The sequence below is a fragment of the Bacillus sp. FSL H8-0545 genome, assembly GCF_038006105.1.
GTDB classification, from domain to species: Bacteria; Bacillota; Bacilli; order Bacillales; family Bacillaceae_G; genus Bacillus_A; species Bacillus_A cereus_U.
Genome location: NZ_JBBOUO010000005.1, coordinates 1 through 13,273 on the forward strand (window position 1 = coordinate 1; position 13,273 = coordinate 13,273).

Here is a 13,273-nt window from a genome sequence, read left to right on the forward strand (position 1 = left end):
GTCTATCTCATTTAATCAATCTCACCAAAGCTCATTGAGCCACAATAACAGAGAAAACATTCATGGAAATCCTGGTATAGATCTATCCAGGTCAGAGGAGAATATTTACTTTGTTCAAAAGGACATCCGAAGTGTATACAAGGATATCTTTCAAAAAGCGTTGGACAAGTATAACGAGAAACAAAAACGGAATGACCGTAAAATTGATGATTACTATGACAAAATACATAAAGACGATAAGACGCATGAGCAACGAGAACTCGTTGTAGCGATTGGGGAAGGTAAAGACGATCCAATGTATAGAGAGGCGAAAAAAGAAGCACTGAAGCGCTATGCTGAGGCGTTTCAAGAGCGAAATCCAAATCTAGTAGTTTATAACATGGTTTTACATGATGATGAAGCCAATCCACATTTACATATTAACTATGTACCGAATTTCGAAAGTAGTCGAGGATTAACGAGGCGTGTCGGAATGGATAGAGCTTTGCAGCAACAAGGTGTAGAGGGAACGGGAAGAAAGTTAATTGCACATTGGAGAGAATTAGAAACGGCCTATATTGAGAAATTAGCGAAAGAACACATTCCAAATTTTGAACGTGCCAATGTAGGTTCACATAAATACATGAAAGTCCGTCAATACAAGGAATATGCAGAAACAAAATCAATTGTTGAGAATCAAGTACAAGAAAAAGAGATGCAGTTACAAACGATTGACCATAACTTAAAAAATGTTGAAGAGAAAACAAATGAATTACAAGTAGTGAAAAAGAGTTTGGAAAGCGATGTCGTTGATAAGTACAAAGAATTAGAGGTAGTGAAACAACAAGTAGAGAGTGAAAGTGAAAAGCTACAGCTAATTGGCCAGTGTCATATAGAGTTAGAAAAAAGAGTAGAACAAATGCAAAAAGAATTAGATAGTGCTACGGATCAAGTGCCAAATGAACCTATTGTAATTCCGTTTTTGCATAAAGAAGTAATAACACAAGTACAGGATAAAATGATTGGGAAAGCTGAAATCACGAAGAAACAGACAAGAAATTATGTTTTATCACGGGAACAATATCAAGAATTTACAAAACAAGTGAATGCAGCGGTTACTATCAAAAAGGATTATGAGCGTTTGAAAAAAACAGATTTTGTGAAAGAGAATGAGAGTTTAAAAGTACATGCAGAGGGATGGATGAAAGAGAATCGAACGTTGAAACAAGAAAAAAGTCAGTTACAAAAAGAAGTTGGTGTATTAAATAGAGAAATAAGCTCGTTAAAGGTTCATATAAAGGATTTACAGGCAAACATAAGGGTTTTATATCAACAGACAAAAAAAGTCTTTAAAGAGAAATTTAAGGCGTTTAGGGGGCTTATTAAAGAAAATTTGGATAGAAAGGGAATTAATAATTATTTTGAGAATGAACATAAGAAAGAAATTAATAAACCTAGGGGATTTGATATGGAACGGTAAACCAGGTTATTGAAAACGTGATAGAATGAAAAAAAGAGCCATGCGGGAACATGACTCTTTTCATAGGGTATTCTACGAAAATACCTAGAATTCAATTATCTGATTATAGATTATCATAATTTGATTTATAATCAAATAGCAAAAAATAGGTGTTTTTGTTGATTCCCTCAATTAAGGAGGAATTAACTTAGATATGACAAAAAAAATTATTGATTTTGGACAAGCTGACAAAAAGGCAAAAGAAAGAGATAGTAAAATTAATAGCATTTATGAAAAGCTTGAAGGTAGTGGTGGACTTTCTGAAGAAGAAAGAGTCATTATGCTACAAGTATTAAGTAAAATGTCTGGTGGAGAAGAGTATTTTATAGGGAAGAAGAAAAAACCTACAGATCGGGTGAGATTTGTCCAAATGATTACAGAGAATATTGATTATTTATGTGAAATTGGCTATTTAGCTCAACCAGAAAAGGCATTTTTATTTGATATTTCAAGATTTCTAGAATTTAAATCAAATGTCATTGTTGAAAAAAATGAAGAAGATGATATAAAACCGAATACGGCATCTCCTAGTTATTTAGCTAAGAAATTAGGGAAAACAAGGACTTCTATTTCAAAAATAATGAATGAATTGCTTGAAAAAGGGGTTTTAGGAGTTGCAGAAACAGGTGTAATAACTGAAGATGGAAGGACTTGTTCAGCAAGAACTTGGTTTGTTAACCCCAATATATTATGTAATTCACCTAAAGATGATATTGATAGAGCAACTCAACAAATTTTTTCAAAAGCGCTACGCAATATCAAAATTGAAGGTAATAAGAAAAAACATAAACTACCAATTTATTTATTTTAGATGTCGATTTTATATTGACATCTTTTTTTATGTGTGTTTTTACATTTTTTAGGTGTTAAAAAAAATTAACACAGGTGTTAAAAAAAATTAACACCTCATGTCTTATAAACCCTTGATATTACTGACTTTCTTCACTTTGCTCTTCTCACTCTTATATATATAGCTAAAAGTTCCGCAAGGAACGGGTCGTATTTTTGAGAAAAACACTCAAAAATCTCCACCCTCACAATAAAAAAAGTCGGTTCGTTAATCCTCACCTAAAAGCTAATGCTTTTTCTTTTTTATTGTGTCCTTGCAAAACTTTTTTCGGCTCGATATGCTTTTTTCGCCAAGCCGACAGACAAAACACAAGATAATGGTTATCGACTTGGATAAGCAAGTATACGAGCCGAATCGCTTAGATCAAACGTTCAAAAATTGTTCTTATTTAATATGTTGATACGTTTAATACGTGGGGTTTCGCCCCCACACGACGAGCCAGCACTCTAGCCAAAACGCAATTTTTAGATCAAAGATAAAGAAGAAATTTTTGGTGTTTATTCATAGTATTTCTAATTATTATTTGTTAATATAAATAACTGGATATCAAAAACATAATATAGTAATAGTTAGGATGGTATTAAGAATTGAAAAGAACAGCTGAATTTGTACTTGGTTTAATTGGTGGTATTTTTGGGGTTATAGGTTCTGTGATTGTAATGTCTTTAGCTATATATGGTATGGAAGGTTACACTGACAATGCCCTTTTAACTTATATTTCTATTGTATTAATTATTGAAATAGGACTGTTAGTTTTAGCATGTTTGGTAAATAAGGTTAACAATATAGTCTATGGGGTTTGTATGATAATACTTCCATTAGTAACATTATTTATGTCAGTATTCACTTTAATAATTCCAGTAATTCTACAAATTATTTCGGGTGCAATTGCATTTCGAACTTTAAAGCAAAAATAGAATTATATGGGGTACCGCCAGTATTTCGGAAAAACCCCATGCTAAGCAAAAAATAAGCTGTCCATATGGGCAGCTTATTTACATAATTATCGTTATTAGAAGTGAAATTTAACTCGAAAATATCTAATTTTATCAGTTGTTGAATGTCTGAAAAAAATCAAACCAATGATATTGTTAAGATCTTTTGGTAACTTCTTGCTGTGATGACTATCATAGTGACTTTTTCTCCAGCAACCACTATTAGTGGCTAATTACCATAAGGAATTATTTTTGAAATTTGCTGTTTTTTAGAAAGTATGTTAATTTAAGAAAGACCTATTTTTGTTCGGTTTGAGATTAAGAATAAATTTTGTTTTTCGTCTAAGGTATTTGGGCAAGGGTAGTAACATATGTGTGGGTATCCACACTAGGAGGCAACAATTATGGAACAAGGTAAAGTAAAATGGTTTAATGCAGACAAAGGTTTTGGATTCATCGAGCGTGAAGGTGGAGAAGACGTATTCGTACATTTCTCAGCTATCCAAATCGACGGTTTCAAATCTTTAGACGAAGGACAAAGTGTAACGTTTGAAGTAGAACAAGGACAACGTGGCCCACAAGCTACTAATGTTCAAAAAGCTTAATATTAGCTGATGAAAGACCCTCTTGTAGGGTCTTTTTTTGATTTTGTTACAATATTCCGAATACAACTTTTTTAAGGGGATTTGGGGTGCTTAACTTTTAACGAAAAAGAAGATGTTAGAAATCATAATTTTAGCATTATGGGCTTTTTCTTTTAGTTATCTTGCAATTATATTAGGAATACCAAAAAACGGATTATATATAGTCGTAGGATTTTCAATCTTATTTGTTGGTGGACTTTTGATTGTGCATCTATTTCAAAATAAGAATGAAAATGGAAAATAACTTTGTTTGATTGTATATCTCATACACGTCTAGTTAACATAACGTCCTATTATTGGAATTCAATGTATCTAGAAATCTACAAAAATTCCCTTCAGAAAACTTTATAAACATAAAAAAAGACCGTCTTGATTGTAAACAAGACGGTGATCTTAAAATAGTGAATTTTCATTATTCAAGGGATTGAGTAAAGACATTTTATCTAATGTGTTATTTATGGACGTATGAAAGGAGACCAGGAAGGCTCATTGTCACTAGCCGGATTATTGGTAATGTTGGTCTGGTTTGACCCATCGGTATTCATCACGTAGATCTCACCGTTTCCGTCTCGGGTGGATGTAAAGGCAATTTTTTGTCCGTCTGGAGACCAAGAAGGATCAATGTTATTACCCGGACTATTGGTGATGCGTGTCTGGTTGGATCCATCGGTATTCATCACATAGATTTCAGGATTTCCGTCCCGGAAGGATGTAAAGGCAATTTTTTGTCCGTCTGGAGACCAGGAAGGATCCCTGTCATCAGCTGGATTATTGGTAAGGCGTGTCTGGTTGGATCCATCGGCGTTCATCACATAGATTTCAGGGTTTCCATCCCGATCGGATACAAAGGCAATTTTTTGTCCGTCCGGAGACCAGGAAGGCTCACTGTCATTAGCTGGATTATTGGTAAGGCGTGTCTGGTTGGATCCATCGGCGTTCATCACATAGATTTCAGGGTTTCCATCCCGATCGGATACAAAGGCAATTTTTTGTCCGTCCGGAGACCAGGAAGGCTCACTGTCATTAGCTGGATTATTGGTAAGGCGTGTCTGGCTAGATCCATCGGCATTCATCACATAGATTTCAGGGTTTCCATCTCGGTTGGATGTAAAGGTAATCTTTTGTCCGTCCGGAGACCAGGAAGGCTCAAAGTCACCAGCTGGATTATTGGTAAGGCGTGTCTGGTTGGACCCATCAGGATTCATTACATAGATCTCAGGGTTTGCGTCCCGATTGGATACAAAGGCGATTTTGCTAATTAAAACTTTTCTAATTGAACAGATTGTTTTGCAACAAATATTTATGGTGTTTAGAGTACCAGAATTATTAGTCGTTTCTTTAATCTGAATCACTCCTGAAGACACTGATTTCAATATGCCGGATTCTGTTCCACAAGTCGTATTAACGATGACAAAATCTTCGAGTTTTATATCAGATAATAACTCGTTACATGAACATGTGGAACTTGGTCCTGAAGGTTCTGGAATAGGAACAGGAAAGGCACAAGGAATATTACAAGGATTGAAGTATTTCCTATTTTTTGATGACATAAACAATCAAACTCCTTTACTATCATATCTGTTATATGTAATGTAAAATGAACATGTTTCTCTTGTATATTTGTCTATATTTATTCAATATAAAGTAATGTTGTATACCATATACATGTGAGGTTGACATAATGCACAATTATCGGTAGTAAATAAAAAGCAAAATCCTTTTTATATCAAGGATTTTGCTTTTTATTTGTTTATCATGATATGCATGATTTTATACATGGTAGAGATACTAAGGTTTTTTTGGCTTATTAATGTTCTGTATTAGTACAAAAATCTGTATAGAATTTTGTATAAAAAAGCCCTGCATATTGAACTGTACCCCGAATCATGGACACTTAAAAAAAGCCCCATGATTCGGGGTTTTTGTGTATTTTTATCAAAAAACCTCGTTATAATGGAACCAACGATAGAAATGAGGTACGGAGAATGAGTAAAATTATTTTTAACGAAATTCAAATGAAACAGCTAGAAAAAAATAAAAATGTATTAAAAGCGTCGGACCGTTCGATTAGCTATTGTTCAGATTTCAAAGTAAGAGCGGTAAAAGAAAATCAACAAGGAAAAGGTCCTAGCCAAATCTTTTTAGAGAATGGGTTTGACTTAGCTGTGATCGGTGAGAAGAAACCAAAACAATGCTTGAAACGTTGGCGAAGAACCTTTGAACAATTTGGTGAGGAAGGCTTTTATACAGAACGCCGTGGGAAAGGAAGCACGGGACGCCCTTCGGAAAAACCCCTCTCTTCTGATGAAAAATTAAAGAAAGCGGAAGCACGTATTGCGTTTTTAGAAGCGGAATTGACATTCCTAAAAAAGTTAGACGAACTCGAAAGGCAGGCGTTACAGAAGAAGCGTTAACACCACGAGAAACATACACACTGATTGAACAAACCATACGTCGATTCCAATTCCCACGTATGGTGCGTTACCTTTGCACACTGACTGGGGTAAGTCGGAGTGGATACTATGCGTGGCTTCATCAGACAGATAAACAGCTGGAAAAAGAACGCAATGATGAAACAGATTATGAATGGATCCAAGAAATTTTTAATCGAAAAGGGAAAACATGTGGTGGTCGTTCTATCAAAATGGTGTTGGAAAAGACAAAAGGAATTTGTATGAATCTCAAGCGTATTTACCGTATTATGCGTAAATATAACCTTGTGACAAAGATTCGCCGAGCGAATCCTTATAAACACATCGCAAAAGCGACACAAGAACATAAAACATGTCCGAACCTTTTAAAACGCCAATTCAATCAAGAAGAGCCTGAAAAAAGTATGTTAACGGATATTACCTATTTATTTTATGGAAAAGGAAAGAAGGCTTATTTATCATGTGTAAAAGACAGCGCAACACGAGAGATTTTAGCCTATCATGTCTCTTCCTCTTTACGAATGGATATCGTCTATCAAACATTAGATAACTTGAAAGAGAGATTAGGAGAAGTCATTCATCCTGAAGCGCTTCTACATTCAGACCAAGGTATTCATTATACACACCCTGAATTTCAGAAACGTGTAAGAGAAATGGGGATCAGACAATCTATGTCCCGTAGGGGCAATTGTTTAGACAATGCACCAATGGAATCCTTTTTTGGTCATATGAAAGATGAATTAGATTATAAAGATTGTCAAACCTTTGAATCCCTTGAGCTCAACATAAAGGATTATATGGAGGAGTATAATTATAATCGTTATCAGTGGACATTAAAAAAGATGGCTCCGATCGAATATCGGAATCACCTTTTAAGTGCTTGATTTTTCAGGGCTTTTTTATTAAACTGTCCATTTTATAGGGTACAGTTCATATAAGCAAGGCTTTTTCTATTTCCAAAATTGCCACCACTTTTTTTGTTGAGTGGCTGCAATCAATTTTTTTGTCTCCTGGGTTTCACGGATCATAGACATTAGGTTTTGGTCACGTTCATCTATTTTTTGAAGCACTATTCTTTGGAATTCTTGTTGTTGTTTTTGCTGTTCAGTTAACCATTCCTTTAAACTTTTCTCATGTTTTTTTAGTTGTTCAGATACTCTTTCAGTAACAATTCTATCCAACTCTTGAATAGCTACAACTCCTTGTCCTACTTGGGTTTGTTCAGTTTGTTGTTCAGTTGTTTGGATAGGTTCAATGTCTATATATTCAGGGAATCTTTCTTTACTGAGGAGCTCAATAATTTGTTTTGTTTGAAGGTTTCTTTTATTTCTCATTTTAGCTATAAATTGAAAAACAGGTATACATTCTCGATGGATTAAATACTTGTTTTTTTCGCCTTGTTGGAATTTTAAAAAACTACCATAGGTTTGACAGTTTCGTTTTATAGTCATAGCTGATACTTTTATTTCTTTGGCTACTTCTTCAGCTGATAACCAGTCTTTTTGTTGCATTGTTTAGGTCACCATCCTTCTAAACATCTGAACTAAACACTATTCAAACAATTAAACAATTCTTTAGCTGACAAGGGTTTCCTTGTTTTTCTGTTCAGATGGCTGTTTAGATAATATACAACTAGTTTAACACCTGAACATCTAAACAGTCATCTGAACAAGCAATATGAGAATACATATACAACTGTGAGAAAAATGTGTTCTTTGTTTTATATTGGGATAAAAAGGAGGTATGTCTGATGAATATCATTCATATAGAAACAAAAAATCACTATAATAGTGCAAAAGAAAATGAAATGGAAACTATATCAATTATAAATCGGATATATTATGAAAATGGAGAAATTAAATTCGAAATATTAGAGGAGAAAAATGTCCCTATGACATGGTTGGATAAATAAAGAGAAGGATCATCCCTTTTCATAAAGGATGATCCTTCTTGTTTATTACCACTAACGGAAATTATGTAAATACGAAACCCTTTTAGCCAAGTAAACTGAAGGTTTTTTTTCTAGATACATTGAATACCGATTAGTGGTGTTATGTAAACTCTATTTTTATTTTTCAAACGAATTGGTTAATTGATTTAGATCATTTTAATAAAATATTGAATACTATGAAACTATAATCTATAGGTTATTAATCTTTTAATTTAGTAGGAGGTGAATTTAATATGCCTTTCTCTACTGGTCCAATTGAAAATGTAGGAAATCAACCTACTAATGCAACTAGAGCTAGGGTTAAAATTCTCAATCGTACTGCAGGTCCACTTACTGGGGTAGTTAGATCTTTTAGACTTGACGGTACAAGAACATTAATCGAACAGATAAACTTTAATGTGGCTGCTAATGCTTCTCAATTTATAAATCTAAGTTTAGTTCACTCTACTTTGGGACAAGCACTTCAATATGAAGTTGAAATTGTTCCTAATCAAAATGGTGGTTTATACAGTGTCTACGGAATAGCACCTGGTAATGTTATTATTACTGCACAACGAGTTTTGAATTCAGAACTAACGCAGATTCTTTAGTTTTTAAATAAGGGTGGGTTACCTAAAAAATAACCCACCCTTATTTAATTGTTGATAATCATAGATTAAGTGAATTAGCTATTTATGTTTAGCTATAATTACTTCTTTATTTGTAGTGTTTTGAATGTATACTTTTGTTATGTATTTTGAGGATATCAGGTAATTTGGTGAAAAGTCAATATTTCAGAGGATTTGAATGTAAACTAATATCTAAAAGTTTACATCGGATGAAAGTAAAAGAGAGTCCTATGTTTATGGGATTCTTTTTTTAGTTTCTGATAATATTGTGTTAATTGAATGTAAAGGGGGATTTAGTGGGGATTTAAATATGTGAACCATTAGTTTACATCCATTAGATTAATGGTTTCTTTATTGATTACTACTGTGTTTTACTCTGGCTAATTTCAAAAGATAATTGAAAACTTATCTTTAAATTTAAAAAAGAAGGTGTTACCTTTTTTTAAAGAAGGAAAACAATATATAGCAACTGAAGAACAGAAGAAATCACTTTGGAGTCGTCTATTTGGTTAATAAATCTAAAATTAAATACAATAAAAAAGCTGCTCTTATATATTTTCATATAAAGAGTAACTTTTTTATTGTTACTTATTATAATTCATTTAAATTGATAACACGTGAAAAATAAGATAATATTGATTGATTATGTGTGACAACAACTATTGTTTTACCTTTTTTATTTAGTTGTTTTAAATATTCTAATATTATCCTTTCATTTACAGTGTCTAAACTAGCAGTTGGTTCATCAGCAAGTATCAAATCACTATCTTGTAAAATAAGTCTTATAATCGCAATTCTTTGTTGTTCCCCACCACTTAATTGGTAAACCATTTTTTCTTTCAAATGTGATAAACCAAATTCTTGAAGAAGAGTATCAATCTTCTCATTCTTTTGTTTTCGATTTAATTTTTTGTATTCTAAAACTAAATTTAAATTCCATTTTACAGTTTCATCATCAACTAACCCATAATTTTGAAATAAATAACCTATTTTTTTTCTTCTTAACATCATAGCTGTTTTAGAATGAATAGAAGGATTTTTTTTATCAAATAACAGCAAATCTCCGTCATCCTTTTTAGTAATTAAGCCTATTATATTTAGTAATGTAGTTTTACCTTTTCCACTTTCACCAATAATTGCAATCATTTCACCTTTTTTAACAGTTAAGTTTAGATTATTAATAATTCCTTCTTTTTCATATGTTTTAGAAACATTTGAAAGTTCTATAATCGGCATTTTTATCCACCTTTAACAATTTTATGAATGTCGTTTTTGATAATCTTTTGATATAGATACAATAAAACAATAAAATCTATTCCTAGTACAGTAATGTAGAAAATAATATTAAAATCAATAAACAAATTAATAAACATTACAACAAGTAATAATAGGTATACAATTATATGAATTTTAAACACTGGAATAAAACTATACCCATAAATATATTGAATTGCATATCGTCTGTTATTTGAAATTACATCTACATAATTAGAAATACAAATTACAAATATTAATGTGAACAAGAAAAGTATTGAAAAAACAAAAGAATTGTGCATTATAAATTCTACAGAATGTAATTCATCCATATAAGGTGTTAAAAGTGTACCAACATTAACAAGTTTATCTAATTGATATTTTGCAAGTATTTGACTAAAATCATCTCTTTGTTCTAATTTAAAATAAAGATCACCTGAATTTAATAAATCATAATAATATAAACTACCAAAATTCCCTTGATCAATTATTAAAATTGTATCTTTAAGTTTAACAAATGAATCATCTTCATGAATTTGACCTAACAATTCATATTCTTGATTGTTACCAATATATATAATATTCAGATCATTAATTTCTTTTGATTCAGAATTAGAGATTTTAAAATGATTATTGTAATTCAACAAATCATTATATTTTTTAATATATATTTCTTTTACTTTAAATTCTTGTGATTTATATTTTGACGGTACTAAAATAGTCGGTTTTTCTACATGTAAATTTGTTATTTTTGTTCCGTTTTCATTTTTAAGATGCATAAAATCTTTTATATATCTTTCATTAACAACTATATGATTATCTTTTATAGAATTATATACATCCTCTTTTTCTAATCCATTCATTTCTAAATATCCTGGTGATAATAATTCTAAAATATAAGCATTATTTACATATAATTGTTCTTTTTTATCATATTGATCATAAATCTTTTTAACTGAATCACCATACTCTTTTATTATATTAGGATTTTTACGTGCTTTTGTATCTTCATCATAGTTAAATCCATTTGAAGTGAAGTAGCCTTCTAGTTGTTTATACTGATCTAATGTCTTTAATTTATCTTTATAATCAATGTAACTAGACATAAATGAAGAGATTGATAGTGTAATTGCAAATATTAAGAGTATTTTAACACCATATAAAATAAAATTCAGTTTATTCGAATAAATTTTATTTTTTATCATTAAACTAATATCAATAAATTTCAAACTAAATTGAGTGAATAATAACATAACAATATTTATTAAAATAATAACTATTAAATATGCTACTAATAAATAAAAATAACGTAATACAACATTATCAATAAATAAATAATATAAAAAATGAACACATAACGTAATAATTAACAAAATACTTTCTATCAATATAAAATCTTTAAATGAAGCTTGTACCATTTTAAAATTTGAATAACCTAACATCTTTTTTATTGCATTTACCTTTATTCTAGTAAATGTATAAATAAATAAAACTAATTGTGTAAGAATTAAAAGGATAACAAAATTCAGATTACTTAAATTTACAATTTTACTATAAGAAACATCTTCACTATAAGGTTTAATTGTAATCCCAATTTTCTCGGATAATTTATTTAAATCATCTAACTTTATATTAGTAGAAAATATTCCATTACTATCAACAAAATCTTCTTTTGTTAATAAATGATAATTGAATTTTTTGTTAAGTGAAATAGATTTATATTTATTAATGTTATCTACTTTACTATGATAAATATCATAAATAAAATAATTATCTTTAGAGATAGGTGTTTTTACAATTTGTAATTGAAAATCTTTATTTGATAAATATATAGAATTTATTTCTTCATACAGTTCATTCAATTTGTTACCAGAAAAATCTTCAATAATGTATTCATTAAGAGAAGAATCACCTACATTATTCAATTCGTATATTTCATAAATAGATTTATTAAAAATATAAGACAAGAGTAATAATTGTCCTATTAAAAATACAACTAGTAACTTTTTCATAAATCCTCCTACACATAATTCAAATAAAAAATATATTGATTTAAAAATAAAGGGGGAAAGGAAATTTATTTTTAAAGACTATCTTTGGTAATAATCATAATGTGAAGATTCATCACTCCAAAACGATCTTTTTGCTTGTTTATAAGCTTTATCGTCTTGCCAACCAGAATTATAAGTGCTTCCCCCAACTTTTACAGCAGCCCAGACTTTATAGTATTTATTATTATTTTTAGCATCTCTAATATCAGAGTATACATAAGTGTCATTTTGACCACCTTTATAAATTAATTCTCCACCTGCTACCGATGCAGCTGAAGCAAAACCAACAGGAATTACAAAAGTAATAGCTGCCGTCAAAGCAATAGAAATTCGATTCATTTTTTTCATTTCTTGTTCCTCCCCAATATGTAATCCCTTTCCCCACAATTCAAATATAACACTTTTATGGTTAATTTTGTACATTATTCTAAATTATCACAAAAATAGATTAATATATAAAAAATAACATATTTATAATAAGGAAATGCTTATATATCGATCTATATGCATTCTCTTATTGCGAATATTTTGACACTATAATTTTGCATAAAGTACTATCTATATTTAATCAGAAACAAATTTTTAAAAAATCTGATTTTTATCTGTATATCTTTAATAGGTTTCAGCAGAGATGTATGTAAAACTAGATTAGAGGTAGTTGTTTGTGTTGGTCAATCAAAACGGACCTAGCGAAGCAAAGGGAGTATTTGACTTGACCGACCGCACTACACCCGAACCCTCTTGGCACTGAACAAACCACCGTTTGTTCCTGCCAATCGGCGAGGGAGCCCCTCAAGGATTGAGGGGTTGGGGAGTTCGATGGAGGGGGGCTGGGGAAGAGTTCCCCAGTGGGTTTGGGCAAAGCCCAAGATTTGTTTTTGCTATGCTAAGCATGGCTCGGCAAAGCCGAAAAGCGTCGCAGACCCCTATTGATTTTGATGCGTTAGCGTCAAAATAAGTATAGGGTTACTCTAATTGACTCCATTTCGTCGCTTTGCTAGACTTATGGTATCAATTAATCTAGGGAAAGTGGTGGCATTTTATGTTGGG

Annotated in this window: 13 protein-coding genes; 8 read left to right on the forward strand and 5 right to left on the reverse strand. The window is 31.2% G+C overall.

From position 1 onward, the window contains the following. The 5 genes from MHI07_RS29100 to MHI07_RS29120 form a co-directional block, all read left to right on the forward strand. On the forward strand, nucleotides 1-1,459 hold a 1,459-nt coding region (locus tag MHI07_RS29100), incomplete at its 5' end, for a plasmid recombination protein (RefSeq protein ID WP_340827298.1). 193 nt (nucleotides 1,460-1,652) lie between these two features. Further along, entirely contained in the window at nucleotides 1,653-2,309 is a 657-nt protein-coding gene (locus tag MHI07_RS29105) for a MarR family transcriptional regulator (RefSeq protein WP_340827299.1), read from the forward strand. 626 nt (nucleotides 2,310-2,935) lie between these two features. Further along, the gene (locus tag MHI07_RS29110) at nucleotides 2,936-3,265 is read left to right on the forward strand and encodes a DUF4064 domain-containing protein (protein WP_098080061.1); all 330 of its coding nucleotides are present in this window, start codon (nucleotides 2,936-2,938) and stop codon (nucleotides 3,263-3,265) included. A gap of 422 nt (nucleotides 3,266-3,687) precedes the next feature. Then, on the forward strand, nucleotides 3,688-3,888 hold the full coding sequence (locus tag MHI07_RS29115) for a cold-shock protein (RefSeq protein ID WP_012261563.1): 201 nt from the start codon (nucleotides 3,688-3,690) through the stop codon (nucleotides 3,886-3,888). Between the two features lie 112 nt (nucleotides 3,889-4,000). Then, complete coding sequence (locus MHI07_RS29120) at nucleotides 4,001-4,171, forward strand: hypothetical protein (protein ID WP_340827301.1); 171 nt, start codon at nucleotides 4,001-4,003, stop codon at nucleotides 4,169-4,171. A gap of 211 nt (nucleotides 4,172-4,382) precedes the next feature. On the opposite strand, the gene MHI07_RS29125 is transcribed toward MHI07_RS29120, so the two are convergent. Further along, nucleotides 4,383-5,477: a DUF5050 domain-containing protein gene (locus MHI07_RS29125; protein ID WP_340827302.1), complete on the reverse strand. Its 1,095-nt coding sequence runs from the start codon at nucleotides 5,475-5,477 to the stop codon at nucleotides 4,383-4,385. A 435-nt stretch (nucleotides 5,478-5,912) separates the two neighbouring features. On the opposite strand from MHI07_RS29125, the gene MHI07_RS29130 reads away from it, so the two are divergent. Beyond that, nucleotides 5,913-7,243 (forward strand): IS3 family transposase gene (locus MHI07_RS29130; RefSeq protein ID WP_340822743.1). Its coding sequence is split into 2 segments (ribosomal slippage): nucleotides 5,913-6,300 and nucleotides 6,300-7,243, totalling 1,332 coding nucleotides; the frame shifts between segments, so codons are not numbered across the junction. Nucleotides 7,244-7,309: 66 nt separating this feature from the next. On the opposite strand, the gene MHI07_RS29135 is transcribed toward MHI07_RS29130, so the two are convergent. Then, a complete protein-coding gene (locus MHI07_RS29135) occupies nucleotides 7,310-7,870 on the reverse strand; it encodes a DUF3967 domain-containing protein (RefSeq protein ID WP_340827304.1) in 561 nt (186 codons plus the stop codon). 239 nt (nucleotides 7,871-8,109) lie between these two features. On the opposite strand from MHI07_RS29135, the gene MHI07_RS29140 reads away from it, so the two are divergent. Both MHI07_RS29140 and MHI07_RS29145 read left to right on the forward strand, forming a co-directional pair. Beyond that, entirely contained in the window at nucleotides 8,110-8,271 is a 162-nt protein-coding gene (locus tag MHI07_RS29140; protein WP_340827305.1) for a hypothetical protein, read from the forward strand. Nucleotides 8,272-8,543: 272 nt separating this feature from the next. After that, a complete protein-coding gene (locus MHI07_RS29145; RefSeq protein ID WP_340827306.1) occupies nucleotides 8,544-8,900 on the forward strand; it encodes an ATPase in 357 nt (118 codons plus the stop codon). 609 nt (nucleotides 8,901-9,509) lie between these two features. On the opposite strand, the gene MHI07_RS29150 is transcribed toward MHI07_RS29145, so the two are convergent. From MHI07_RS29150 to MHI07_RS29160, 3 genes are all read right to left on the reverse strand, one after another. After that, nucleotides 9,510-10,154 (reverse strand): putative bacteriocin export ABC transporter, encoded by a 645-nt coding sequence (locus tag MHI07_RS29150; protein WP_340827307.1) that lies wholly within the window; start codon nucleotides 10,152-10,154, stop codon nucleotides 9,510-9,512. A gap of 2 nt (nucleotides 10,155-10,156) precedes the next feature. Then, nucleotides 10,157-12,184: a hypothetical protein gene (locus MHI07_RS29155; protein WP_340827308.1), complete on the reverse strand. Its 2,028-nt coding sequence runs from the start codon at nucleotides 12,182-12,184 to the stop codon at nucleotides 10,157-10,159. 78 nt (nucleotides 12,185-12,262) lie between these two features. After that, the gene (locus tag MHI07_RS29160) at nucleotides 12,263-12,571 is read right to left on the reverse strand and encodes a hypothetical protein (protein WP_340827309.1); all 309 of its coding nucleotides are present in this window, start codon (nucleotides 12,569-12,571) and stop codon (nucleotides 12,263-12,265) included. Nucleotides 12,572-13,273: the final 702 nt, after the last annotated feature.

Coding starts and splice junctions, on each gene's coding strand:
- MHI07_RS29105 (WP_340827299.1), top strand. CDS start 1,653: ATGACAAAAAAAATTATTGATTTTGGACAAGCTGACAAAAAGGCAAAA.
- MHI07_RS29155 (WP_340827308.1), bottom strand. CDS start 12,184: ATGAAAAAGTTACTAGTTGTATTTTTAATAGGACAATTATTACTCTTG.
- MHI07_RS29120 (WP_340827301.1), top strand. CDS start 4,001: ATGTTAGAAATCATAATTTTAGCATTATGGGCTTTTTCTTTTAGTTAT.
- MHI07_RS29145 (WP_340827306.1), top strand. CDS start 8,544: ATGCCTTTCTCTACTGGTCCAATTGAAAATGTAGGAAATCAACCTACT.
- MHI07_RS29150 (WP_340827307.1), bottom strand. CDS start 10,154: ATGCCGATTATAGAACTTTCAAATGTTTCTAAAACATATGAAAAAGAA.
- MHI07_RS29125 (WP_340827302.1), bottom strand. CDS start 5,477: ATGTCATCAAAAAATAGGAAATACTTCAATCCTTGTAATATTCCTTGT.
- MHI07_RS29135 (WP_340827304.1), bottom strand. CDS start 7,870: ATGCAACAAAAAGACTGGTTATCAGCTGAAGAAGTAGCCAAAGAAATA.
- MHI07_RS29115 (WP_012261563.1), top strand. CDS start 3,688: ATGGAACAAGGTAAAGTAAAATGGTTTAATGCAGACAAAGGTTTTGGA.
- MHI07_RS29140 (WP_340827305.1), top strand. CDS start 8,110: ATGAATATCATTCATATAGAAACAAAAAATCACTATAATAGTGCAAAA.
- MHI07_RS29160 (WP_340827309.1), bottom strand. CDS start 12,571: ATGAAAAAAATGAATCGAATTTCTATTGCTTTGACGGCAGCTATTACT.